Origin of the sequence: Rhodococcus sp. 1R11 (assembly GCF_004563845.1) — a bacterium.
Taxonomy (GTDB): Bacteria; Actinomycetota; Actinomycetes; order Mycobacteriales; family Mycobacteriaceae; genus Rhodococcoides.
Genome location: NZ_SPNG01000011.1, coordinates 1 through 24,364 on the forward strand (window position 1 = coordinate 1; position 24,364 = coordinate 24,364).

24 protein-coding genes are annotated in these 24,364 nt (G+C 64.7%); 12 read left to right on the forward strand and 12 right to left on the reverse strand.

Annotation, left to right across the window (positions count from 1 at the left end):
• A partial coding sequence (locus tag E4P29_RS18735) for an acyl-ACP desaturase (protein ID WP_167735536.1) occupies window positions 1-457 on the forward strand: 457 nt, incomplete at its 5' end.
• A 112-nt stretch (window positions 458-569) separates the two neighbouring features.
• Complete coding sequence (locus E4P29_RS18740) at window positions 570-1,274, forward strand: M50 family metallopeptidase (protein ID WP_032369542.1); 705 nt, start codon at window positions 570-572, stop codon at window positions 1,272-1,274.
• Between the two features lie 19 nt (window positions 1,275-1,293).
• On the opposite strand, the gene E4P29_RS18745 is transcribed toward E4P29_RS18740, so the two are convergent.
• Window positions 1,294-2,697 (reverse strand): GntP family permease, encoded by a 1,404-nt coding sequence (locus E4P29_RS18745; RefSeq protein ID WP_135046680.1) that lies wholly within the window; start codon window positions 2,695-2,697, stop codon window positions 1,294-1,296.
• Between the two features lie 116 nt (window positions 2,698-2,813).
• Between E4P29_RS18745 and E4P29_RS18750 the strand changes: the two genes are divergently transcribed.
• The 5 genes from E4P29_RS18750 to E4P29_RS18770 all read left to right on the forward strand — a co-directional run bounded on the left by E4P29_RS18750 (window position 2,814) and on the right by E4P29_RS18770 (window position 7,206).
• Complete coding sequence (locus tag E4P29_RS18750; protein WP_135046681.1) at window positions 2,814-3,779, forward strand: lysophospholipid acyltransferase family protein; 966 nt, start codon at window positions 2,814-2,816, stop codon at window positions 3,777-3,779.
• Between the two features lie 96 nt (window positions 3,780-3,875).
• Window positions 3,876-4,859: an ATP-binding cassette domain-containing protein gene (locus E4P29_RS18755; RefSeq protein WP_135046682.1), complete on the forward strand. Its 984-nt coding sequence runs from the start codon at window positions 3,876-3,878 to the stop codon at window positions 4,857-4,859.
• Window positions 4,856-5,611, forward strand: coding sequence for an ABC transporter permease (locus E4P29_RS18760; RefSeq protein ID WP_135046683.1), 756 nt, complete (start codon window positions 4,856-4,858; stop codon window positions 5,609-5,611). Before E4P29_RS18755 ends, E4P29_RS18760 begins: the two co-directional genes overlap by 4 nt.
• A gap of 15 nt (window positions 5,612-5,626) precedes the next feature.
• Window positions 5,627-6,364 carry a 1-acyl-sn-glycerol-3-phosphate acyltransferase gene (locus tag E4P29_RS18765; protein WP_135046684.1) on the forward strand — a complete coding sequence of 246 codons (738 nt, stop codon included), beginning with the start codon at window positions 5,627-5,629 and terminating at the stop codon, window positions 6,362-6,364.
• Window positions 6,365-6,447: 83 nt separating this feature from the next.
• Window positions 6,448-7,206, forward strand: coding sequence for an SDR family oxidoreductase (locus E4P29_RS18770; RefSeq protein ID WP_027495292.1), 759 nt, complete (start codon window positions 6,448-6,450; stop codon window positions 7,204-7,206).
• An 85-nt stretch (window positions 7,207-7,291) separates the two neighbouring features.
• Here the strand turns inward: E4P29_RS18770 and E4P29_RS18775 are convergent, their stop codons facing one another.
• From E4P29_RS18775 to E4P29_RS18790, 4 genes are all read right to left on the reverse strand, one after another.
• Window positions 7,292-8,215 carry a glucose 1-dehydrogenase gene (locus E4P29_RS18775; protein ID WP_080736605.1) on the reverse strand — a complete coding sequence of 308 codons (924 nt, stop codon included), beginning with the start codon at window positions 8,213-8,215 and terminating at the stop codon, window positions 7,292-7,294.
• Window positions 8,216-8,415: 200 nt separating this feature from the next.
• Window positions 8,416-9,264 carry a 3-hydroxybutyryl-CoA dehydrogenase gene (locus tag E4P29_RS18780; protein WP_280634554.1) on the reverse strand — a complete coding sequence of 283 codons (849 nt, stop codon included), beginning with the start codon at window positions 9,262-9,264 and terminating at the stop codon, window positions 8,416-8,418.
• Between the two features lie 5 nt (window positions 9,265-9,269).
• A complete protein-coding gene (locus tag E4P29_RS18785) occupies window positions 9,270-10,427 on the reverse strand; it encodes an acyl-CoA dehydrogenase (RefSeq protein ID WP_027495295.1) in 1,158 nt (385 codons plus the stop codon).
• Window positions 10,428-10,576: 149 nt separating this feature from the next.
• Window positions 10,577-11,224 (reverse strand): TetR family transcriptional regulator, encoded by a 648-nt coding sequence (locus tag E4P29_RS18790; RefSeq protein ID WP_135046686.1) that lies wholly within the window; start codon window positions 11,222-11,224, stop codon window positions 10,577-10,579.
• A gap of 113 nt (window positions 11,225-11,337) precedes the next feature.
• Here E4P29_RS18790 and E4P29_RS18795 point away from each other — a divergent pair, with 113 nt between their 5' ends.
• The 3 genes from E4P29_RS18795 (at window position 11,338) to E4P29_RS18805 (ending at window position 14,927) form a co-directional block, all read left to right on the forward strand.
• Window positions 11,338-11,682 carry a metalloregulator ArsR/SmtB family transcription factor gene (locus E4P29_RS18795; protein WP_027495297.1) on the forward strand — a complete coding sequence of 115 codons (345 nt, stop codon included), beginning with the start codon at window positions 11,338-11,340 and terminating at the stop codon, window positions 11,680-11,682.
• A 106-nt stretch (window positions 11,683-11,788) separates the two neighbouring features.
• Window positions 11,789-13,486, forward strand: a complete 1,698-nt coding sequence (locus E4P29_RS18800) for a SulP family inorganic anion transporter (RefSeq protein WP_135046687.1) — start codon at window positions 11,789-11,791, stop codon at window positions 13,484-13,486.
• A gap of 40 nt (window positions 13,487-13,526) precedes the next feature.
• Complete coding sequence (locus tag E4P29_RS18805; protein ID WP_135046688.1) at window positions 13,527-14,927, forward strand: FGGY family carbohydrate kinase; 1,401 nt, start codon at window positions 13,527-13,529, stop codon at window positions 14,925-14,927.
• A gap of 38 nt (window positions 14,928-14,965) precedes the next feature.
• On the opposite strand, the gene E4P29_RS18810 is transcribed toward E4P29_RS18805, so the two are convergent.
• Genes E4P29_RS18810 through E4P29_RS18840 form a run of 7 tightly spaced genes read right to left on the reverse strand, consistent with a single transcriptional unit; the run spans window position 14,966 to window position 22,330 of the window.
• On the reverse strand, window positions 14,966-16,039 hold the full coding sequence (locus tag E4P29_RS18810) for an SDR family oxidoreductase (RefSeq protein WP_135046689.1): 1,074 nt from the start codon (window positions 16,037-16,039) through the stop codon (window positions 14,966-14,968).
• Between the two features lie 46 nt (window positions 16,040-16,085).
• Window positions 16,086-16,811 (reverse strand): sulfite exporter TauE/SafE family protein, encoded by a 726-nt coding sequence (locus E4P29_RS18815; protein ID WP_167735552.1) that lies wholly within the window; start codon window positions 16,809-16,811, stop codon window positions 16,086-16,088.
• A gap of 11 nt (window positions 16,812-16,822) precedes the next feature.
• On the reverse strand, window positions 16,823-17,818 hold the full coding sequence (locus E4P29_RS18820) for an oligopeptide/dipeptide ABC transporter ATP-binding protein (RefSeq protein ID WP_135046691.1): 996 nt from the start codon (window positions 17,816-17,818) through the stop codon (window positions 16,823-16,825).
• Entirely contained in the window at window positions 17,811-18,830 is a 1,020-nt protein-coding gene (locus tag E4P29_RS18825) for an ABC transporter ATP-binding protein (protein ID WP_135046692.1), read from the reverse strand. Before E4P29_RS18825 ends, E4P29_RS18820 begins: the two co-directional genes overlap by 8 nt.
• Entirely contained in the window at window positions 18,827-19,813 is a 987-nt protein-coding gene (locus tag E4P29_RS18830) for an ABC transporter permease (RefSeq protein WP_032400489.1), read from the reverse strand. The genes E4P29_RS18825 and E4P29_RS18830 overlap by 4 nt, the downstream gene beginning before the upstream one ends.
• Window positions 19,814-19,821: 8 nt before the next feature.
• Window positions 19,822-20,751 carry an ABC transporter permease gene (locus E4P29_RS18835; RefSeq protein ID WP_027495305.1) on the reverse strand — a complete coding sequence of 310 codons (930 nt, stop codon included), beginning with the start codon at window positions 20,749-20,751 and terminating at the stop codon, window positions 19,822-19,824.
• A gap of 1 nt (window position 20,752) precedes the next feature.
• Window positions 20,753-22,330 (reverse strand): ABC transporter substrate-binding protein, encoded by a 1,578-nt coding sequence (locus tag E4P29_RS18840; RefSeq protein WP_135046693.1) that lies wholly within the window; start codon window positions 22,328-22,330, stop codon window positions 20,753-20,755.
• Between the two features lie 436 nt (window positions 22,331-22,766).
• On the opposite strand from E4P29_RS18840, the gene E4P29_RS18845 reads away from it, so the two are divergent.
• Both E4P29_RS18845 and E4P29_RS18850 read left to right on the forward strand, forming a co-directional pair.
• A complete protein-coding gene (locus tag E4P29_RS18845; protein WP_167735553.1) occupies window positions 22,767-23,666 on the forward strand; it encodes a 2-hydroxyacid dehydrogenase in 900 nt (299 codons plus the stop codon).
• Entirely contained in the window at window positions 23,663-24,058 is a 396-nt protein-coding gene (locus E4P29_RS18850; RefSeq protein WP_135046694.1) for a universal stress protein, read from the forward strand. The genes E4P29_RS18845 and E4P29_RS18850 overlap by 4 nt, the downstream gene beginning before the upstream one ends.
• The last annotated feature ends 306 nt before the right edge of the window (window positions 24,059-24,364 follow it).

Genomic DNA, 24,364 nt, shown 5'->3' on the forward strand with positions numbered 1-24,364 from the left:
CTCGCACCGCAACACCGGCAAGGTCTGCGACGACCCGATCGCCGACCGCATGCTCCAACGCATCGCCGCCGACGAGAACCTGCACATGATCTTCTACCGCAACATCACCGGCGCAGCGATGGACATCTCGCCGGATCAGACGTTGCAGGCCGTCTCGGACATCGTGACGAACTTCGTCATGCCCGGTGCCGGCATGCCGAACTTCCGCCGCAACGGTGTGTTGATGGCCAAGCACGGCATCTACGACCTGCGTCAGCACCTCGAAGATGTCGTCTGGCCGGTGCTGCGCAAGTGGAGCGTGTTCGAGCGCAACGACTTCACCGCACGCGGTGAGAACAAGCGCGAGGAACTCGCCGCGTTCCTCGAAGACCTCGAGCGTCAGGCCACCAAGTTCGAGGAGATGCGAGATCGTTCGCTGGCCCGCGAACGCGCCAAGGCCGAGGCGCGCGCGTCCTGAGGTGCCTGCGGCAGTGGTGCGACAAGGCCTGCGGGTCGTTCCGCAGGCTCCACTCCCATGTGCCCCCAGCGGCACATAACCGCACCACTGCGGCGAAGCCGCATACTGTGGTGTGAACGAATTCTGGGACCGCATTTCCGCGGTGAGTCCTGATCCACCCGTGTGGATCGTCCAAGTGGCTGCCCTGGCGGCGCTCGTCATCGTCGTGTTGCCGCAGACCTGGCGAATTGCACGCAACGTGGTGACCATCGCGCACGAGGGTGCGCACCTGTTCGTTGCGCTGATCACCGGCCGACAGCTGATGGGTCTGCGACTGCACTCCGATACCTCCGGCGTCGCAATCTCCAAGGGCAAACCCACCGGACTCGGTGTCATCGCCATGACCTTCGCAGGCTACGTCGGTCCGTCGCTTCTCGGCCTCGGAGCCGCTCTGGTACTGGGTACACAGCGAGCCTCGGCCGTGCTGTGGATCGGCATCATCTCGATTGCGTTGATGCTGTTGATGATTCGCAACATCTACGGACTACTGTCCCTCGTCACCGTCGGTGGACTGCTGTTCGTCGTGTCCTGGTGGGGTACCGGGGAACAACAGGTCGCCGCGGCGTACTTCATCACGTTCTTCCTGCTGATCGCCGGTCCGAGGCCCGTTCTCGAACTGCAGAAATCCCGAAGTGCGGGACGGGCGCGGGACTCCGACGCCGATCAACTGGCTCGGCTGACGTTCCTGCCCGGCATCGTCTGGGTCGGACTGTTCCTCGTCGTCACCGTCGGCGCACTCGCACTGGGGGCGTGGAGAATCCTCGTTCCGGTGCAGTGACCCTCGTCCGGGTGAGGCGCTAGAACACCACCCACAGCAGTGATGCGACAGCGAAGATGGCAAGTCCCAGTGTCGTTTCCATGACCGTCCAGGTCTTGAGGGTGGTCTTCTCGTCCATGCCGAAGAAGCGGCTGACGAGCCAGAAGCCGGAATCGTTGACGTGGGAGAGCACGGTCGCTCCGGCGGCGAGTGCGAACACCAACAGCGCGATCTTGAAGTTGCTCAGATCCAATTCGGCGACCTGCACCGAGATCAGCCCGGCGGTGGTGGTGAGGGCGACGGTGGCCGAACCCTGCGCGACGCGTAGCGCGGTGGCGATCAGGAAGGCCTGCAACAGGATCGGCAGTCCGAGATCGGACAACGAGGCGGTCAGAGACTGGCCGATGCCGCTGGCCCGCAGCACCCCACCGAACATGCCGCCGGCACCGGTGATCAAGATGATCGAGCAGATCGGACCGAGAGCCTGGTCCATGTACTTCGCACCCTCGGCCACCGGGAAGCGTCCGGGCGCGAGGATGAACAGGGCCAACAGCAGGGTGATGAGCAGCGCGATCGGCGTTTGGCCGATGAGAGTCAGGGCCGCTGCCCAGGTTTCGTCTCCGGTCAGCACACCCGAGGTCGTCAGAGTGTTGACGACGGTGTTGAGCGAGATGAGCACGAGCGGCGTCAACAGAATGAACAGCACCGCTGCGAACTTCGGGGCCGGGTCGCGGAGTGCGGCCATCTCCTTGTCGTGTTCTTCCGAATTCTGCGACCCGTCTGCGAAGAGATCTGCAGGCATGGTGACGAATCGTTTGCCGAGCTGGGTACCCACGAGATACGAGCCGACGAACCACGCGACGACGGCAACGGGAACGCCGACGAGAAGGACCGATCCGATGTCTCCGCCGAGGAGTTCCGTGGCGGCGACGGGACCGGGGTGCGGGGGAACGACGGCGTGCATCGCAGCGAACGCGCCTGCGGTCGGAAGTGCGTACAGCAGCACCGACCCGCCGAACCGTCGTGCGACGGTGAAGATGATCGGCAGAAAGACGACGAGACCGGCATCGAAGAAGATGGGGAAGCCGAAGATGAGCGCGGCGACACCGAGGGCGAGTGGTGCGCGCTTGGCTCCGAATCGGTTGATCAGAGTATCGGCCAATACTTGAGCGCCACCGGTGATTTCGAGTAACCGGCCGACCATCACCCCCAGGGCGACGAGTAGAGCGACCGAACCGAGGGTGGAACTGAAGCCCGAGAGCAATGCCGACGGCACGTCTGCCAGTGGGATCCCCGCTGCGACGGCGGTGACGGCGCTGACCAGAACCAGCGAGACGAAGGCGTGCAGTTTCACCTTCATGATCAGGAACAGCAGAATTGCGACGGCCGCTGCGGCGATCAGGAGTAGGGGAGTCGTCCCGTACGCCGGTTCGATCGGATCCATCTGTGTACCTCGTTCACTCGGCTCGAGATTCGACCATAACGGACACTGCGGTGCCCGCGCGGGGATACCGAGCACGGTCGTCGGACCTGGAGTTCGTGGTGGAGTACCGTGCGGGTATGAGTGATGGGGATCACGTAGTGGGTGGGGACAGCTCCGACAAGCCTTCGAAGGACGCTCTACGCGAGCAAGCGCAGCGTTATGCCGCGGCGGCTCGTCTGAAGATGAAGGAGCGACGCGCCAAGGCGTCGGGTGGCCTCGGGTCCGTGGTCGCCGACCGCGCAGGCGACTGGGACCTCGACGATCAGAACACCGTGGCGATGGACCGTCAGCAGAAGCTCTGGAACGGGGTGATGGATCGCTACTTCCGGATGGAGATCGACGGTTGGGAGACGATTCCCGAGTCTCCGGTTCTCGTCGTCGGAGTGCATTCGGGTGCGCCGTTCGTGTGGGACGCGTGGACGGTGGGTGCGCAGTGGTGGCGGCATTTCGGCGAAAAGCGAATCCTGCACGGCACTGCGCACGACGCGCTGATGGCATTTCCGTTGATCGGCAGGGTCTTTCGATCCATGGGTGTGTTGCCTGCGGCGCCGGACTCGATGTCGACCGCATTGGCCGAGGGCCGGGATGTGATCGTGTGGCCCGGTGGTGAGGTCGATTCGCTGCGGCCGTGGAGCAAGCGTGACGAGGCGACACTCGGTGGTAGAACCGGTTTCGTCAAGCTTGCGATCCGGATGGGTGTGCCCATCGTGCCGGTGGCGACCGTGGGCGGGGCCGACGCCATGCCGGTGCTCATTCGAGGCGACAAGCTCGCAAAGGCGCTCGGACTGGACAGATTTGCGCGCCTGAAGGTCTTTCCCATCGCCATCTCGCTGCCGTGGATCATCGCGCCTGCCGCGTTGCCGCAGATTCCGTTGCCCGCCAAGATCCGAACCCGGTTCATGCCTCCGGTCGAGCTCGACCACGATCCGGCGCGGTGTGACGACGAGGCCTACGTCGACGCGAAATACGACGAGGTCCGCGCCAGTATTCAGGCCGGCATGGACGAGCTCGCCAGCAAGCGCAAGTTCCCGGTGTTCGGCTAGTTCGCCCGCGTCGGGCATCGCGGACCGTAGCTGACCGCGATCGTTTCTAGCGTCTCCTCTCGTACGGATTCACCGATACGACGAGGGGCGCACGAGATGATCGAAACATCGGGATTGACCAAGACTTTTCGGCAGGGCAAGAAGACCGTGGAGGCGGTGCGCGGCATCGATCTGACGATCGGTGAGGGAGAACTGGTCGCTCTCCTCGGCCCCAACGGTGCGGGCAAGTCGACCACGCTGCGAATGCTCACCACGCTGCTGGCACCGACGTCGGGTTCGGCCCGGATCGCGGGGTTCGACGTGGGCCGGGACCGGGACAGTGTCCGGCGCAGTCTCGGCTATGTGGGGCAGGGAAACGGCGCGGGACACAACCAGCGCGTGCGAGACGAACTCGTCGTGCAAGGCCTGTGCTACGGCATGACTCGTCAGCGATCACGAACTCGCGCAGACGAATTGATCGACGCGCTCGAACTCGGAGAACTGCGCTCGCGCACCGTCTCGACGCTCTCCGGCGGACAGCGTCGCCGACTCGATATCGCCCTGGGGCTGGTGCACAGGCCGGCACTGTTGTTCCTCGACGAGCCGACCACCGGAATGGACCCGCAGAGTCGGGCCAACCTGTGGGATCACATCCTCCGGCTGCGACGCGAGATGGGCACGACCATCGTTCTGACCACCCACTACCTCGACGAGGCCGATTCGATGGCCGAGCGGGTCATCGTCGTCGACCACGGAACCGTCATCGCCGACGACACCGCCGCGTCGCTGAAATCGGAACTGGCAGGCGATCTGATCGTTCTCACCGTGTCCGACGCGTCGGCGCTCCTTCCACTTCTCGACGGAATGGACGGCATCAGAGATGTCACGAGATCCGGTTCGCGGCTGAACCTGCGTGTCGGACGCGCCGAAGTCGTTCTCCCGGAAGTGCTGCGGCGGAGCGAGTTACACGGTGTCCGAGTACTCACCGCGGACATGACCCGACCGACTCTCGACGACGTGTTCCTCGGACTCACCGGCCGTAGTCTTCGAGAAAGTGCCGCAGCACTCGACAACTCGAGCACGGCAGGAGAACTCCGATGAACGTTCTCTCCGGAAGCGCTTTGGTGATGGGTCGGGAATTGCGGCCGATGGTGCGCGATCCGTTCACCGTCATCTTCAGTCTCGTCCAACCGCTGATCCTGCTCGCTCTGTTCGGCCCACTGCTCACCGATGTCCCCGGTCTAGGCGACGGAAGTGTCTGGGACTGGTTCGTGCCGGGTGTTCTCGCGATGATCACCATCTTCGGAACCTCGATGACCGGCTCGAATCTGCTGGCAGAGTTGCAGCAGGGTTCTCACGAGCGAATGTTGGTGACCCCGTTGCCGCGATCTGCTCTGCTCGTCGGGCGGGCGTTCAAGGAAATGGTGCCGCTCGCTGCGCAGGCCGTGTTGATCGTTCTGGTCGCATTGCCGCTCGGGTTGTCCGTGAATCCGATCGGTGCCGCTGTGGGAATCGTGCTGCTCGGGGTGTTCGGCGTCGGGCTCGGCGCACTGTCCTACGCGTTGGCTTTGGCTGTGCGGGGCCAGGATTGGGTGTTCTGGTCCATTCAGCAGACGTTGATGTTCCCGCTGCTGATCCTCTCGGGCACGATGTTGCCGCTGACGGCCGCACCGGGGTGGATGCAGTTCCTGGTGAACATCAACCCGCTCGGATATCTCGTCGACGCCGAACGTGCACTGTTCGCCGGAGACTTCGTGAGTTCGACGGTGACGGCAGGTGTCGTCGCAGCCGCGGCCACTGCGGCGGTCGGGTTGGTCGTCGGCATCCGGGCTATGGGCTCCTCGCGCGAGTGAGGCTAAGCTCGCGTCATGGATCGGCCTGCGGTAATTCTCGAGAACGACGAGACGGTGTACGACTTCTATCTGCGGCATCAGCAGAATCGTCAGGTTGCGAGGCTGGCGTACGCCGCCCTCGCCCGACGCTTCCGCCCGCGGGTGTCGTACTCCGACGGTGCCCGGGAGGAGTTGCGGCGTCTGGTGTACGACAACGCCCGTCTGCTCATCGCGGTCAATCACCTCACCGAGAGTGATCCGTACACCCTCGCAGCGGCGGCCTGGGCGTCGCCGCTGCGACCGGTGATCGGGCGCACCAGAGTGCTCGCGAAGGACGAATTGTTCCAGGAACCCAAGCAGCGCAAGCGAATCGACATGATGGGCGGCATTCCTGTCTTTCGCGGCAAGAATCACGGGATGCGGGCAGTCAGCGCGGCAGGCAACCGCATGATGGACATCAGTGCCGAAAGAATGAAGCGAGGCGACGACCTCGCCGTGTTCCCGGAAGGCACCTGCAACCTCGAGGATCCGACGACGGTGCAACACGTCGGCAGCGGAATCGGCCACATCGCGATGCGGGCCCGCAAACTCGGCGTCGAGCCGACGTTGATCTGCATCGGGCTGAGCTACGGCCCCGGCTCGGCGAAAGTGAAGCAGGCGAGCGTCTACTTCGATACCCCCATCACCGATCTGCCGCAGAAACCGATCGACATCACCCGTGTAGTGGCAGAGGGAATGCAGAAAGCACTCGACGGAGCGGTGGCTGCGTACTGATCGAGCCGGGGTCTGGCCACCCTCGAAATGGGCCTGGTAGAAACAGGTGACCGATCGTAGCGGCAACTTTTCAGGAGATACTCGTGAGTGATCAGATCAAGACGGCCATCGTCACCGGCAGTGCCCGGGGCATCGGTGCAGCAGTGGCCAAACGACTGGCCAAGGATGGTTTCGGAGTGGCCGTGGTCGACCTCGACGAGGCCGCGTGCAGCGACACCGTCGGCGCTATCGAGTCCGCAGGTGGCCAGGCCGTGGCCATCGGCGCGAACGTGGCCGACGAGGAGTCGGTGCAGACTGCAGTCGACCGCATCGCGAGTGAGTTCGGTGCGCCGACCGTACTGATCAACAACGCAGGCATCACCCGCGACAACCTCCTGTTCAAGATGACGGTGCAGGACTGGGATTCCGTGCTCGGCGTGCACCTGCGCGGCTCGTTCCTCATGACGCGTGCGGTGCAGAAGCACATGATCGACGCCAAGTGGGGTCGCATCGTGAACCTGTCGAGCACCTCTGCCCTGGGTAACCGCGGTCAGGCGAATTACTCCGCGGCCAAGGCCGGCATGCAGGGATTCACCAAGACACTCGCCATCGAGCTCGGCAAGTTCGGCGTCACTGCCAACGCTATCGCCCCCGGATTCATCGAAACCGAGATGACGGCCGCCACCGCCGAGCGGGTCGGAATGTCGTTCGACGACTTCAAAGCTGCTGCGGCATCGCAGATTCCGGTCAATCGCGTCGGACATCCCGATGACATCGCCCATCTGGCGTCGTTCTTCGTCAGCGAGGGTGCCGGCTTCATCTCGGGCCAGGTCGTCTACGCAGCCGGTGGCCCGAAGGACTGACGTCTCCCGCATGCGTGAATGGACCATTCACGAGCCCAGACGGGTGTGAATGGTCCATTCACGCAGAGCGCACAGCGGACCGCGACTACGGCGTCGGCATTCCGCCGTTGACGTTGAGGGTGTCTCCGGTGACGTATCCCGATTCCGCTGAGGACAGGTACACGTACGCGCCCGCGATCTCGGCCGGCTGACCTGCCCGGCCCAGTGGGGTTTCCTTGCCGAATTCGGGCAGGGCCGACGTCGGCTGCCCGCCCGCTGCCTGCAGCGGAGTCCAGAATGGTCCGGGCGCAACGACATTGACCCGAATTCCCTTCGGTGCCAACTGCTGCGCCAGTGCCTTGCTGATGGTGTTGATGGCCATCTTCGTCGTCGCGTAATCCACCAGACCGGGCGAGGGTGTGTACGCCTGGATGGAGCTGGTGTTCACGATCGTCGAACCGGCAGGCATGTGCGGCACCGCTTCCTGAATGATCCAGAACAGTGCGTACACATTGGTTTTGAAGGTCTGGTCGAACTGCTCCGACGTCAGGTCCGCCAGATCCTCGACGAACTGCTGCTTGCCTGCCACGTTGATCAACAGGTCCAAGCCGCCGAGCTCGTCGACGGCGGTGTGCACGAGAGCGCGGGCAGCTTTCTCGTCGGTGAGATCTGCCGGTGCCAGGACGGCGGTGCGGCCCGCGTCGCGAACCAGCTGCGCGACGTCCTGAGCGTCCTTCTCTTCCGACGGCAGGTAATTGAGAACCACGTCGGCACCTTCGCGGGCAATGGCGATGGCTGCCGCACGCCCGATGCCGGAGTCGGCACCGGTGATCAAGGCCTTACGGCCGGTCAGGCGTCCGGACCCGCGGTACGTCTGCTCGCCGTGGTCGGCCAGGGGCTGTAGATCGGCAGCGAGGCCCGGCGGATCCTGGTGCTGCTCAGGGAATCCGTCCTGGCGGTACTGCGTGACGGGATTGGTGAAGGTGTACTGATCACTCACGATGGGGTCGTCTCCGAACCTGGTATTCATTGCGTGGGGAACCTGCTGCTCGATTCCGTCTCCACGCCGAATGCCCAGAGTCGCCCGTAAGCAAACTGAGTCGGGTCTCTCCGTGGTCTACGCCATCCCCGCCATCCCCGCCAACGGATGAATGCGGCATTCAGCTACTTGGAGTAGCTGAATGCCGCATTGATCCAGAGGGGGGCGTGCCGGAAAGGCAAGGCTGCGGGCTAGGAGTACGTGTAGAAACCCTTGCCGCTCTTGCGACCCAGCATTCCCGCGTCCACCATGCGCTGCAGCAGCGGGGGCGGAGCGTAATGCGGCTCGCGGAATTCGGCGTACAGCGATTCTGCGACCGCGAGGGTGACGTCGAGGCCGACGGTGTCGGTCAGACGCAACGGTCCCATGGGGTGGGCGCAACCGTTCACCATGCCGTCGTCGATGTCCTCGGCGCTGGCGAAGCCGGACTCGAGCATCCGGATGGCCGAGACCATGTACGGGATGAGCAACGCGTTGACGATGAATCCGGCTCGGTCGCCGGCGCGAATCGTCTTCTTGCCCAGGGTGTTCGCCGCGTAATCGGTGACGGCGTCGACGGTCTCTTCGCTGGTGAGAAGGCTGACGACGATTTCGACCAACGGCAGCACCGGAACCGGGTTGAAGAAATGCACTCCGACGACCTGGCCGGGACGCTTCGTCGCGTTGGCCATCTTGATGACCGGAATCGACGAGGTGTTCGTCGCCAGGATTCCTTCGGGCTTGACGATGGAATCGAGCTTGCCGAACAGATCCAGCTTGAGCGATTCGATCTCCGGTGCCGCTTCGATCACGAGGTCGCGATCGGCGAAATCGTTCATATCGAGCGTCAACGAGATTGCGGCGCGGGCTTTCTCGGCCGCGTCGGCTTCGATGCGGCCGGACTTGACGGCTCGCGCAAACGACTTGTCCAGGCGTGCCTCGGCTGCGTCGGCCGTGGCCTGGCTGGTTTCGAGGATCAGCACCGAGCTACCGGAGCGGGCACACATTTCGGCGATACCGGCGCCCATGGTGCCGCCGCCGATGACGCCTACGAGTTCGATGTTGCTCATTTGAGCAGCGCCCGCGACATGACGACACGCTGAATCTGGTTGGTGCCCTCGTAGATCTGCGTGATCTTGGCGTCGCGCATCATGCGCTCGACGGGGAAGTCGGTGGTGTAACCGGCACCGCCGAAGAGCTGGACGGCGTCGGTGGTGACCTCCATCGCGACGTCGGATGCGAAGCACTTCGCTGCGGCGGAGATGAACCCGAGGTTCTTCTCGCCGCGCTCGGCGCGTGCTGCGGAGCTGTAGACCATCAGGCGGGCAGCTTCGACCTTCATCGCCATGTCGGCGAGCATGAACTGCACGGCCTGGAAGCTCGAGATCGATGTGCCGAACTGCTTGCGGTCCTTGGTGTATGCGATGGCTGCGTCGAGAGCGCCCTGAGCGAGGCCGACGGCCTGTGCACCGATCGTGGGGCGGGTGTGGTCGAGAGTTTCGAGCGCAGTTTTGAATCCGGTGCCGGGCTCGCCGATGATGCGGTCTCCGGGGATCTTGCAGTTCTCGAAGTAGAGCTCCGCGGTGGGCGAACCCTTGATTCCGAGCTTCTTCTCCTTCGGGCCGACGACGAATCCTTCGTCGTCCTTGTGCACGATGAACGAGCTGATGCCGTTGGCGCCCTTGTCGGGATCGGTGACGGCCATGACGGTGTACCAGTCGGACTTGCCGCCGTTGGTGATCCAACACTTGGAGCCGTTGAGTATCCAGTCGTCTCCGTCGGCCTTCGCACGGGTGCGCATGCTGGCGGCGTCGGAGCCGGCCTCACGCTCGGACAGTGCGTACGACGCCATCGCGCCGCCTGCGAGCGAGGGCAGGACCTGCTTCTTGAGCTCCTCGGAGCCCTTGAGGATGAGGCCCATCGTGCCGAGCTTGTTGACGGCGGGAATCAGTGAGGACGAGCCGCAGACACGGGCGACCTCTTCGATGACGATGCAGGCGGCAACCGAGTCGGCACCCTGACCGTCGTATTCCTCGGGGACGTGCACGGCGTTGAAGCCGGATGCGTTGAGGGCATCGAGCGCCTCCTGCGGGAAGCGCGAGTCCTCGTCGACCTCCTTGGCGTACGGGGCGATCTCCTTCTCCGACAGTGCTCGGATCGCTGCGCGCAGCTCCTCGTGCTCCTCGGGTGATTGGTAGAGATCGAAGTCGGGATTTCCGGCCATGTCGGCCACGCTCCTCGCGATGTCGGGGGTACAGCACTGTCCAGGAAGGGGCACTCAGTGCCAAGCTTCACGCCAGTGTACGACTGCACCGGCCTCGATTCAAGGGTGGGGCTCGCCGAGACGGCACTGAGTGCCATCTTGGGCTGGGGTTACTCGGGGAGGTGGCGGGCCAACGCGTCGGCGACGGTGTTCACGGACGTGCCCCGCGGGAATGTCGCGACCACGACGTCTCCCGAGGACTGGGCGCGGACCTGCGCCAACGCTGCGCGCAGGTCGGTCACGGACGTCGGCAGGCCGTCACGGATCATGCGTCGTAGAAAGTAGTTGTGGGTCGCGGTCACCGACGCGGAGAACTGCAGGATCTCCAGATGGGGGTGGTCGGGCAGCGCCCGCTGCAGGTATTCGACGAAGAGGCGGTCGTAGCGGAACACGGTGACGATCTCGCGATCGCGCAGGGCGGGAATTCGATGTACCACCTGATATCGGAGCCGCGACATCTCTTTCCAGTCCGAGAATCGCTCGTACACCAGCTGTGCGGAATCGCAGACGGCCTGCCATGGGTCGCCGGTGTTGGTCGCGAGCAGAGCGTCGACCTGCTCGAGCAGAATCTCGTGATCGGCGAAGACGACGTCTTCTTTGGCACGAAACTGTCGAAAGAACGTCCGACGCGAGATTCCGGCCGCCACCGCGATGTCGTCGACCGTCGTCGAGTCGTAGCCCTTGACCGAGAACAGATCCAGGGCCGCGGTGGCCACGGTCAGCCTGAAGTCGGTCGATTCCTCCGGTTCTCCGCGCATGCCAGTGAAGGTAGCGGAGTTTCGGCAGGGGCACTGACGTCGTCCTTCTCAACGGCTGATTGCTAGTGTTCGCAAGTAGCCTGCTGCAGTGTTCGACGAAGCGGAAGGACGTCATGGCCACGGATTCGAGTCGGCCGCTGTACCGAATGAAGGCCGACTTCTTCAAGACGTTGGCTCATCCCGCGCGCATTCGAGTGCTGGAGCTGTTGAGCGAGCGCGAACACGCCGTGTCCGAGATGCTGCCCGAGGTGGGCATCGAGCCGGCGAATCTGTCGCAGCAGTTGTCGATTCTGCGTCGCGCGGGTCTCATCGAGGGCACTCGGGAGGGTTTGTCGGTCTCGTACACGCTGACGTCGCCGAAAGTGGCGGACCTCCTGGTGGTGGCCAGGGAGATATTGACGGGAGTGGTGGCCAACCAGGTGGAACTGTTGGACGGCGAGTCCGGATCGCGCACCTGAGCTGACGTTCGAGGATGGTGTGCAGCATCTCGTCGCGTCTGATTCATTACTTGCTAAACTTAGCAATCAACTGGATCAGGAACGATGAGCTCTCAGGAAGCGTCGCATGTCCGAACCGACGAAACGCACCCGCACGAACGTCGCCCTGAGGGCAGTATCCGCCCTTCTACCCAGGTGGAGCGAGTGGAAGCCCGCGCTGCGCGCACCAGGTTCGGATCTTCTCGCCGGCCTGATCGTGGCGCTGGTGGCTCTGCCCCTCGCGCTCGGATTCGGAGTCAGCACCGGTCTGGGTGCAGCGGCGGGGCTGACCACGGCCATCATCGCGGGAGTCGTGGCCGCAGTATTCGGGGGCTCACGGTTCCAGGTATCGGGTCCGACCGGTGCCATGACGGTGGTGCTGGTTCCGATCGTTGCCGAATACGGGCCGACGGGAGTGCTCGCGGTCGGGCTGCTGGCCGGGATCATTCTGTTGGTGCTAGCGGTAGCGGGCATCGGCCGAGCTGTGCGGTACATGCCGGCACCCGTCATCGAAGGATTCACCGCGGGCATCGCCGTTGTCATTGCACTGCAACAGGTTCCGTCTGCACTAGGTATCACCGACGCGGAAGGCGACAAGGTCTGGCAGTCCGCGTTCGATGCTGCCCGTTCGTTCGTCGCACACGCGAGCATCCTCACCCCCGCTGTGGCGATCGCCGTCGCGATCGTCATGCTCGTCGGCGGCCGCCTCGCACCGAAGATCCCGTTCTCACTGGTCGCGGTTGCTGCCGCCACCGTGGCCACCCAGCTGTTCGATCTGGACATCGCCCGCATCGGCACCATTCCGTCGTCGTTGTCCGCCCCGAGTCTGGGCTTCTTCCACCTGGGTGACGTGACGGCGTTGCTGGCCCCGGCGTGTGCGGTCGCCGCTCTGGCTGCCCTGGAATCGTTGTTGTCCGCCACCGCTGCCGACTCGATGGGCGTCGGCGCTCGCCACAACCCCGATCGGGAGTTGTTCGGGCAGGGCCTTGCGAACATCGCCGCACCCCTGTTCGGGGGCATCCCCGCCACAGGTGCCATCGCCCGGACTGCGGTCAACGTTCGATCCGGAGCCCGCACCAGGCTCGCGGCCCTCACTCACGCGGTGATCCTCGCCGTCATCATGTACTCCGCGGCCGGGTTGGTTGCCGATATCCCGCTCGCGGCCCTGGCCGGAGTGCTGCTCGCAACCACCGTGCGGATGGTCGAGACCGCGTCCATCCGGGCGATTACCCGCGCCGGCCGCGGGGACACCGTGGTGATGGCGGCGACCTTCCTCGTCACGGTGGTCTTCGATCTCGTGACGGCGGTGGCGGTCGGCGTCGGGTTCGCTGCCGTCCTGGCTCTACGGGCCGTTGCGCGATCGGCCACGGTCGAGCAGGTCCCCTTGAACACGCTCGATGCGGTCTCGAAGGAAGAAGGCGACCTGCTGCGGGAACACATCGTCGCGTATCGCATCGACGGTGCGCTGTTCTTCGGTGCAGCGCACAGTTTCCTGCTCGAACTCGCCGACGTTTCGGACGTGAAGGTGGTGATCCTGCGCATGTCCCGAGTCACGACGATCGACGCCACCGGGGCCATGGTTCTCAAGGACACCATCACCGAACTCGAACACCGACACATCACCGTCCTGATCTCCGGTGCCAAGCCCGAGCACCTGCGTCCTCTCGCAGCTCTGGGCGTGTTCACCACCAAGGACGACGATGCTCGACACGTCTTCGACACCACCCAGCAGGCCATCGCCTGTGCACGCACGCTGGTGACCGAGGCGACCACGCCCCGCGGGTAGGGTCGTAGGTCACACTTGCGTACGAAAGGACCAGCTCATCGTGGCTCTCGTTGCCGGAATCGACTCTTCCACCCAATCGTGCAAGGTTTTCGTTCGCGATGCCGACACCGGGGAGTTGGTGCGTCACGGCCGTGCCGGTCATCCCGACGGCACCGAGATCGACCCGCAGCGGTGGAAGGAAGCACTCGACGAGGCTGTCGACGCCGCCGGCGGGCTGGACGATGTCGCTGCGGTGTCGGTCGGCGCTCAACAACACGGCATGGTCTGCCTCGATGACAACGGATCCGTGGTCCGTAAAGCATTGCTGTGGAACGATACTCGGTCGGCCCAGGCGGCAGAAGATCTGATCGCGGAACTCGGCGAGAAGACCGGTGGCGACGGCGGTCAGGCCTGGGCCGACGCCGTCGGCGTGGTTCCGTTGGCCTCGATCACCGTCGCCAAGCTGCGGTGGCTGGCCGACAACGAGCCCGACAACGCCGATCGCACTGCGGCGGTGTGCCTTCCGCACGATTGGCTCAGCTGGCAGCTCGGTGGCGCGTCGGGGCTCGACGCCTTGGCCACCGATCGCGGTGACGCGAGTGGCACGGGGTACTTTTCGGCGGCCACGAACGAGTATCGAACGGATCTGTTGCAGTTGGGTTTTCGTGGCCGCAACCCACTGTTGCCCCGCGTGGCTGCGCCGAACGAGGCGATAGGCCGCACTGCCGCCGGGGCGCTGATCGGCCCGGGTACCGGAGACAATGCCGCTGCTGCGCTTGCTCTCGATGCGCAGCCCGGTGATGTGGTGGTCTCGATCGGCACGTCGGGTGTCGTCTCGGCGGTGACCACCGCAGCAGCGGCCGACGGTTCGGGCCTGGTCGCCGGATTCGCCGACGCCACCGGGCGTCAACTGCCGTTGGTGTGCACGCTCAACGCTGCTCGCGTCCTCGATGCGACGGCGCGGATGCTGGGCGTCGATCACGACGAGTTGTCGCGGTTGGCTCTGTCGACGACGAGCGACGGTGTGGTGATGGTGCCGTACTTCGAGGGCGAGCGGACGCCCAATCTCCCCGATGCGTCCGGTGCGATTCATGGACTGCGACTGAACAATTCGACTCCTGGCCATCTGGCTCGTGCTGCCGTCGAAGGACTGCTGTGCGGACTGGCCGACGGTATCGACTACCTGCGTGCACAGGGAGTGGACGTGCGGCGCGTGCTGCTCATCGGCGGCGGTGCCAAGTCCGCGGCGTTGCGGGCCTTGGCCCCGGCAATTCTCGGCGTGCCGGTGGCCGTTCCCGAGCCGGGTGAATACGTCGCCGACGGGGCAGCGCGCCAGGCGGCGTGGACTTTGGCCGGAACGAGTGAGCCGCCGACCTGGGCACAGGCCAACTCGAAGACATACGAGGCAGATCCCACGCCGGCGGTGCGAGAGCGCTACGCGCATGTGAGTGGAAACTCGTAGCAGGGGTCGAGTTTCCACGCACATGCGGCGCAGCCGCTCTAAGGAATCAGGCGCGCATCTCGGTAACGCTGAATCACCGAGGCGATGGCATCGGGCGTGGAGCGGAAGCCCAGAAAGCCGGCCTTCTTGGACTTGTTCATGTCCGTCAGGCATTCCATGTCGCGGCCGAGGTCACCGTCGGTGTGCCACCACGACGCCAGCCGTGAGACGTCGCTCTCCACCAGATCGTGCTTCTCGGCGATCCGCTTCCACGCGGCAGCCGCGTCGGACATGCGGGGTTCGAGGGGACGCGGCTCGGTGTCGAAGCCCTCGGGCTCGACGCCGAAGTGCGCGGCGAACTGCGGCCACAGCCAGCGCCAGCGGAAGACGTCACCGTTGGCGATGTTGAACGCCTCGTTGTGCGCATTGTCATCGGTTGCGGCCCAGACCATCTGCTCGGCGAGCAGGTCGGCATCGGTGAGGTCGGTGAGCCCGTTCCACTGAGTCTCGGAACCGGGGAAAACGAACTTCTCGCCGAGTTCCTTGCAGATCGATGCGTACACGGACAGCGTCAGCATCATGTTCATCGCGTTGCCGACCGCGAATCCCGAGATGGTGTGTGCGCGGTGCACGCTCCAACCGAATCCGAACTTCTCGGCACCGGCGAACAATTCGTCCTCTTGCGCGTAGTAGAAGTTCGGAGTGTCGAGGCGGTCCTCGGTCTCGTGGAACGGCGTCTCGGCCATCACTGCCTCACCGTAGGCATCGAACGGTCCGAGGTAGTGCTTGAGGCCGGTCATCAGAGCGACGTGCTTCACCGTGCCGAGCGGCCCGAGAACGTTCAGCACATTGCGTAGGGTCGCCGAGTTGACTTCGATGTTCTCCTGCTCGGAGTCCTTCTTCATCCACGCCGTGAAGAACACGACCTCGGGTCGTACTTCCTTCAGTGCCTCCTCGAGCGACGCCACGTCGAGCAGATCCGCCGCCACCGGCACAACGCCGTCGACGGGGGTACTCCCGCTGCGACTCAGTCCGTAGGTGGTCCAGCCTGCATCGAGTGCGGCGTGGCACAGGGCCTGCCCGGAAATCCCGGTGGCACCGACGATCAGTGCGCGCGTGGTGTTCGTAGTCATCGTGACCGCTTACCCATCGCGGCCGATGCAACACGTGACACGGCCCTCACATCAGGGCGAGTACCTGTTGCCCGACGAGAACGAGTGCGCCGACGGCCGACACGGTGATTGCGGTGATGCGCAGGCGTCGACGGTCGAGAACGCGATTGACCACTCGGGAGAGCAGGAATCCGAGAACGGTCGCCGGAGCCAGGAACACGAACAGCGTCGCGGTGTGGGCATCCACCGCGCCCGCCACCGCCAGGACCGCCAGCGAAATGAGTGAGCCGACGAGGAAGAAGCAACTCATGGTGCTGCGGAGTTCGGCACCGGTGTTGCGTTGCCACACCAGGGCCATTGGAGGTCCGCCGATGGAGGTGGCCGTTCCCAGAATTCCCGACGCGGCCCCCGCGACCACAAGATTTCGCTTGTGCGGCAGAGGGACCCAACCGAACGATGTCAGTGCGACGCCGCCCAGCACCACCAGTGCGAGCAGGATGGCCAGTCCGCGTTCGGGCAACAGAACGAGCAGAACTGCGCCCAACGCCGAGCCGGGCAGGCGACCGGCGAGCGCCCACCCTGCGCCGGACAGGTCGAGGGCCGTGCGATCGCGAACCAGCACAAGGACACTGACCACGACGGCGAGCATGATCAGCGTCGCCGGGATGAGGCCGGGGTCGACGATGGCCACGATGGGTGCGGCGAGCATTCCCATGCCGAAGCCGATGGACGCCTGCATCGCCGATGCGAAGAAGATGGCCAGCGCGACGACGACGAATCCTGTGACGCTCAGGTGTGTCGCCATCACGTCCCGGCAGCGACGAGGCCGAGATTGCCTGCTACGAGAGGGTAATGGCACTCGGCGATGTGATCGGCCTCGTCGGCATCGAGCGCCACCGGGGGTGCTTCACTGGCGCACAGGTCGGTTGCTTTCCAGCAGCGCGTGCGGAAACGGCATCCCGACGGCGGATTCAGCGGCGACGGCACCTCGCCCTTCAGCAGAATCTTCGTCCCGCGGGTCGACGCATCGAGTGTGGGTGCCGCCGACATCAAGGCCGCTGTGTACGGGTGCGCGGGACGATCGAATACTGCTTCGGTAGCGCCGGATTCGACGATACGGCCCAGGTACATCACCGCGACTCGGTCGGCGACGTGTCGGACGACCGAGAGATCGTGCGAGATGAAGACGTAGGAGATGCCGAGTTGTTTCTGCAGATCGTTGAGCAGGTTGAGCACCTGCGCCTGGACCGAGAGATCGAGTGCCGACACCGGCTCGTCGCAGATGATCACGTCGGGATTCAACGCCAGAGCTCGCGCGATGCCGAGGCGCTGGCGTTGGCCGCCGGAGAACTCCTGCGGGAATCGGTTCTCGTCGCTCGGTCGCAAGCCCACCAGATGCAGCAGCTCGCGCACCCGCGCGGAGCGGTCGCGTCGAGTCTTGTACAGGCTCTTGTGGGTTCGCCAGGGTTCACCGATGATGTCCCCGGCCGTCATGCGTGAGTTCAGTGAACCGTACGGATCCTGGAACACCATCTGTACGCGTCGGCGCCAGGCGAGGAGTTCTTTGCCGCGGAGCGCGAACGGATCCGTGCCGTCGAAGGCGACGGTGCCCGAGTCCGGGCGTTCGAGCATCATCAACGTCCGCGCGAGAGTGGACTTGCCGCAGCCGGATTCGCCGACCAGGCCGAGGGTTTCGCCCCGCCGCAGGTCGAGGTCGATGGAGTCCAGAGCGCGCAGCTTTCCGCGGCCGACGTCGAAGGTCTTGTTCAGGCCACGAACGGTCAACAGTTGCTCAGACATTGCGCGATACCTCGTTCGGGAAGTGGCAGGCCGACAGGCGGCCGTTGCCGACGGATTCGAGCGGCGGGCGGCTACTGATGCAGATCTCACGGGCGATGGGGCAGCGTGCCTGGTAGACGCATCCGTCGGGGATCGAATGCAGATCCGGCGGGGTCCCGCCGATCGACTTCAGATCCTCACCGCGCACGGCGTGGACGGGTACCGAGTCGAGCAGACCCTTGGTGTAGGGATGGCGCGGTGATCCGAACACGTCCGACACCAACCCGGTTTCGACGACGTTGCCCGCGTACATGATTGCCACTCGATCGGCCTCTTCGGCGACCAGAGCGAGGTCGTGGGTGATGAGTACGACGGCCATGTCGTGCTCGGTGCGCAATTCCTTGAGCAGTGCCATGATCTGCGCCTGCACGGTCACGTCGAGGGCGGTGGTCGGTTCGTCGGCCAGCAGTACCGACGGACTCAGGGCGACGGCCATCGCGATCAGCAGACGCTGTCGCATACCGCCGGAGAACTGGTGTGGGTAGGAGTCGGCGCGCGATTCGGGCTCGGGGATACCCACGCGGGCCATCAGGGCGATGGCCTCGACTCGCGCCTGCTTGGCCGACATGCCCCGGTGGATCCGAAACGGCTCGGCCAGTTGGGTTCCCACGGTGTAGACGGGATTGAGCGCCGTCAGTGCATCCTGGAAGACAATGGCCAGTTCGGTGGCCGCGATGGTGCGTCGCACCTTGGTCTTGGCGGTCACCAGGTCTACTTCGCCCATCTCGACCGAGCCGCCGGTGATGTCGGCGATCGGCTCGAGCAACCCGACGATGGCCTGTGCCGTCATCGACTTCCCGCAGCCGGATTCACCGAGTAGAGCCAGGGTTTCGCCGCGGCGGGCGCTGAAGGTGACGTTGTCGACGGCGCGGATGACGCCCGACGGCGTCCGCAGATCGACGGTCAGTCCTCGCACATCCAGGGCGACGCTGCCGGTGTCCGGTCGCTGAGGTGCAGTTGCCGGTGCGCTCATGAGACGACCTTTCGTACGGGGAGCAGGCGGGACCGCTTGGAGCGGGGGACGTTGAGTCGCCAGCGCTGCGCCGGGTCGGTGGCGATGCGCGCCCAGGCGGCGAGCACGGTGGCCGAGACGGTCGTCAACACGATCGCCAGGCCGGGGAAGAAGGAGAGCCACCAGGCGGTCTGCAGGTAGGTACGGCCCTGCGAGACCATCAGGCCCCAGGAGACATCCGGTGGCTGAATGCCGATGCCCAGGAAGCTCAATGACGATTCGGCGAGAATGACGAAGCAGAAGTCGAGGGTGGCGACGGTGAGCAGGGTCGGCAGCAGAATCGGGGCCACGTGACGCCGGATCACCGATCCGCTCTTCGCGCCGAACGTGCGAGCGGCATCCACGAACAACCGACTCTGCAATTCGGCGGACTCGGCGCGGGCGGTACGCAGGTAGATCGGGATACGCGTGACCGTCAGGACCAGAACGATGTTCGCGGCACTGGGCGAGAAGACGTAGAGCACGACGACGGCCATCAGCAGGGACGGAAAGCTGAGAATGACGTCGGCGACGCGCATCGCCGCGGTCTCGCGCCAGCCGCGATGGAAGCCGGCCCACATACCGATGAAGGAGCCGATGATCGCCGAGAGGATCACGGCCGGAATGGCCACCGAGAGTGTGGTTCTGCTGGCGACGATGAGCCGGGCCAACATGCTGCGTCCCAGTGGATCCGTGCCGAGGATGTTCATCCAGCCGGTGTCGAGGGTGAACGGGGGCAGGTTCGAGCGGTCGAGATCCTGATCGGTGGCGGCGTCCCCGACCAGCATCGGGCCGAAGATCGCGGTGAGGAAGACCAGCACCAGGATTGCGGCAGCGACGGTGGCGACCCTGTCCCGCAGGAGCAGCTTCCACAGCGGGGCCGACGCCTTGCGGGCTTCCACCGGAGCCGTCGGTGGAACATCCTCCGGCTCGGATGTTTTCGGTGCTTCGAAGTCGAGTGACATGTACTTACCTAGACCTTCACCTTGTCGCGAACCCGGGCGTCGAGCAGTGCGTAGCAGGCATCGATGACGATGTTGAGGACGAAGATGGACACGGCCGTCAGCAACACGGCTGCCTGCAGAACGGCGAAGTCGCGTTGCAGGATGGCGTCGATCATCAGTTTTCCGATGCCGGGCCAGCCGAAGATGGCTTCGACGACCACCGCTCCGTTGACGAGCCCGACCATCAGGTCGCCTGCCACGGTCAGCGCCGGTGCCGCGGCGTTGCGCAGAGCGTGGTGGGTGACAACTCGAAGGTCGCCTGCCCCCTTGCTTCTCGCCAATCGAACGTACGGGGCCGACAGTGCCGAGACCATCGCGCCGCGGACCACCTGCGTCAGCACTCCGAGCGGGCGAATGAGCAGCGTGGCGATCGGCAACACCCAGGAGAGCATTCCGCTGTCCACGCCGGAGGTGGGCAGCCACCCGAACAGGATGGCGAAGACGTAGACGCCCATGATGGCGAACCAGAAGTCGGGGATGGATGCGGCCGTCATCGACAGCAGGCTCGAGATGCGATCGGCGAGCGAGTTCGGCCGGTATGCGGCCCAGCAGCCGATGATCACCGCACCGAGGATGGCGAGGAACATCGTCGCGAAGGCGAGCTGCAGCGTTGCGGGGAAGGCGCGCAAGGCCATCGCCGACGCGTCCTCACCGGTGCGCAGTGATTGCCCGAAGTCCAGTTGCACGACACCCTTGAAGTAGTCCAACAGCTGTGTCAGGACCGGCTGATCGAAGCCGTTGGTGGCACGGAATGCTTCGCGTTGGGCCTGGGTCGCGGACTCGGGGAGGTACAGGCTGGTGGGGTCGCCGGTGAGCCGGGCGAGGAAGAAGACGCCCAACAGAACGACGAACAGCGGGATCAGGCTGGTGTAGATCCGTCGGCGCAGAAATCTGAACATGTCAGGGCCTCTCGGTCTCGGCGCGGGTCATCGCGGCCAGATGCATTTCGTCGACCGTGGCCGAGTCCGGGGTGTAGTCGACCGAGGCGGCCTTGGCGAGCACCCCGTTCATGTGCGCGATGTAGGCCATCTGCATGATGTCTTTCGGTTCGTCGGCGAACACCTGGGCGTACGCGGCCTGCCTGTCTTCTCCGGTGAGTGCGCCGGCGGCGGCGATCTCCTTGTCGAAGTCCGCTGTGCCGTAGGCACTCTGGAATCCGTCACTGGTGAAGTATTGATCGACGGTGAACGCGGAGTCGCCGGCTTGATTGCCGTGCTGAATCACCAGCAGATACGGGCCGACGTCCGGGAAGGGCCGCTCCTGGTATTCGGCGGTTCCTGCGGCATCCATCATTTCGATCTTCACGTTCATGCCGATCTTGGACAGCGAGTTCTGAATGACCTCTACGGTTTCGTTGATCTTGGGGAACTGCCCGGTGCGTCCGATGAGACGGATCTCGGTGTCCACCGGAACCCCGTCTGCCCGCGCCTCGTCGATCAGCGTGCGGGCCTTGTCCATGTCGTAGGGCCACGGCGTCAGGTCCGCGTTGTATCCCACGACCCCCTCGGAGATGAGCTGTGCTGCAGGCGAACCGAGCCCGCGGAACAACGCCTTGACGATGCCGTCGCGATTGATGGCGTAGTTGATCGCCTGCCGAACCCGGATGTCGTCCAATGGCGGTTGCGTGGCCTGCATGCGCAGGGCCGTGGTCTCGTTGTTGGGATAGGCCACGCCGAGGTCGCCTGCACCGTCTTCCGGTCCGACCGACGTTGCGATCTCCGCCTCGCCGTTGGTCACCATCGAGGCACGGACGCTGCCCTCGCTGCGCCACTGGTATTCGGCCCTGGCGTATTCGGGCTTCGGACCCCAGTAGGTCTCGTTGCGTACCAGCGAGAGCTTCTGGCCGTAGTCCCACCGCTCGATCGCGAAGGGGCCGGTGCCGATCGGCTCGCGCACCCGCTCGGTGTAGCTCGCAGTGCGTGGAACCATCTCCACGAACGAGAGCCGCAGCGGCAGAATGGGATCCGGCTCGGGTGACTGCACCGTCAGCGTCAACGGATCCACGGCTTTCACCACCAGGTTCGCGTCGCCGAAGACGTAACCCTCGACGTTGCATCCCAGTTCGGAATTGACCGTGCGGTCGATCGAGAACGCGGCATCCGCGGCCTCGAAGGGGCTGCCGTCGCTGAATGTCACGCCGGGGTGAATGGCGAACGTCCACTCGGTGTCCGAGGTCTGCTCCCACGAGTCCGCCAACTTCGGTTCGAGATCACCGGTACTCGGATTGCGCTCCATCAGTGGCTCGGTGATGTTCGAGCGAGTGACCACTCCGACCGACGTCAGCGACACGTCGCAGGCTTCGAGGGTGGGCGGTTCCTGAGGCAGAACGATGCGCAGGGTGTCCGCGCGGGCTGCTGGTCCGTTGCTCGAGTTAGCGACGGTGCAGCTGCTTGCAATCAATGAAAGTGCGAGTGCGCCAACAGCAATAGCGGCGACGCGATGGGTCCGTCCCTGCTGCACGGAGAGTGCAGGGCTCATGGTGGCCTCCAGTGGGAAAAGGGATACGCGTCATCGAGCCGCATTCGGATCTGTGACGGTAGACACACGGTAGGAGTGGGTGATCTCCACCGTCAACCGGACGAAAGCGACGTTTCAGCCCGTTATCCACGTCACAATCCTGCCGGATCTGTGCGGCTGCCTGCAGTTCAGCGCCTCTGAGCAGGTCGAACGTCGAGACGGGTTAGGTATACCTGCATGCTGAGGGGCGCGTTCATGCCGTTTGGGTATCGGTCCATGTTATTTGCGTGTTGGACAGGTATCCGAGAAGCGGCATACCGTACAGGAAACGCGCACGCTCCACCACATCGCGAGGAGAACAACGGTGACCACCGGTCAACAGGAAAAGTCTGTGTTGCAACAGGATTCACGCCAAGGGGGCCGCGTGCTCCGAGTCGGGCCGCTGAAGCCGTCCCTGATGGACACTCTGGTTGCCGACTACGACGCGCTGACCTTGCCCGACGGGGACGAGCGCGAGCAGTTCCTGGCCGAACACGGCCCGTCGATCACCGCTGTCGTCACCTCCGGCCGAACCGGTGTCGACGCAGCGCTGATGGAGCGGTTGCCGCAGCTCGGGGCCGTCGTGAACTTCGGAGTCGGATACGACACCACCGACGTCGACGCGGCCACCGCGCGTGGCATCGGCGTCAGCAACACCCCGGATGTGCTCACCGACTGCGTCGCGGATCTCGCTGTCGGCCTGGTGATCGACACCGTGCGTGGGCTCTCGTCCGCGGAGCGATTCGTACGGGCCGGCCGCTGGCCGGCCGAGGGCAACACTCCGCTGACCCGCCAGGTCACCGGCAAACGAGTCGGGATCATCGGGCTCGGCCGGATCGGATCTGCAATTGCGGACCGGCTCACCGCATTCCGCTGCCCCATCTCGTACCACAACCGCAACGAGATCGAGGGTTCACCGTATGCGTACGCGGCCAATCCTGTAGCGCTCGCCGAGAGCGTCGACGTACTGATCGTCGCCGCGTCGGGCGGCTCGGGAACGGCCCATCTGGTCGATCGCTCGGTACTCGAAGCGCTGGGGCCGCAAGGATATTTGATCAACGTGGCCCGCGGAAGCGTCGTCGACGAGGAGGCGCTGATCGAGTTGCTTGCAGCAGGTCAGCTGGCCGGAGCCGGTCTGGACGTGTTCGCCCACGAACCGAACGTGCCCGACGCCTTGCTCGCGATGGACAATGTGGTGCTGCTGCCGCACGTGGGCAGCGGGACGGTGGAGACGCGGGCCGCGATGGAAGCGCTCACTCTCGAGAACCTCGATCGCTTCCTGGCCGACGGCTCCCTCGTCACGCCGGTGACGAAGTGACCGTCGTTGTCGGCTACTCGCCGACCGTCGAAGGAAAAGGTGCGCTGCCCTTCGCATTTCGCGAGGCGCACATGCGTGGAACGGACCTGCTCATCGTGGCCGAGGGCAACAGCGCGGCCGACGCCGACTTCGCTGCCACCGTCGAATCGGCTCGCGAGGAGGCGGCGGCGATCGGCGTGACGACGAAAATTCACGACAACGAGGCCGGTCGCTCGCATGCCGACAACCTGATCGACCTGTCGTTCGACGAGCAGGCTCAGCTGGTCGTGATCGGCATCCGGCGTCGATCGCCCGTCGGAAAGTTGTTCATGGGCAGCATCTCTCAGCGCGTACTGCTCGAGGCGCATTGCCCGGTGACGGCCGTCAAGCCGCCGGTGGGGGCGCCGCGGTAGTTGGGCCGGCCGGCCGGCCGGCGATACTGCGTTCGTGCATTCGGTAGTGAGGTTGGCGGCGGAGGATACAAAGGTGAGCTGTTGACGTTGCAGCGCGCTGCCCAGAAACTCATCGGCACGAAACTTCCGGTGGGTATGCGCTGATCTATCTCTCCAAGAAATCTCGCGTAGCGAGTTCTCGAACCTCAGTGGTGCTCGAATTCGCATGCCGATTCGTGTCGGTGGGTCGGGCTACGGTTTTCATACCCACGGGGGAGAGCGTGGCGGGTGGGTCCGGCGGTCTGAGGCCAACCACTCGGCAAGGTC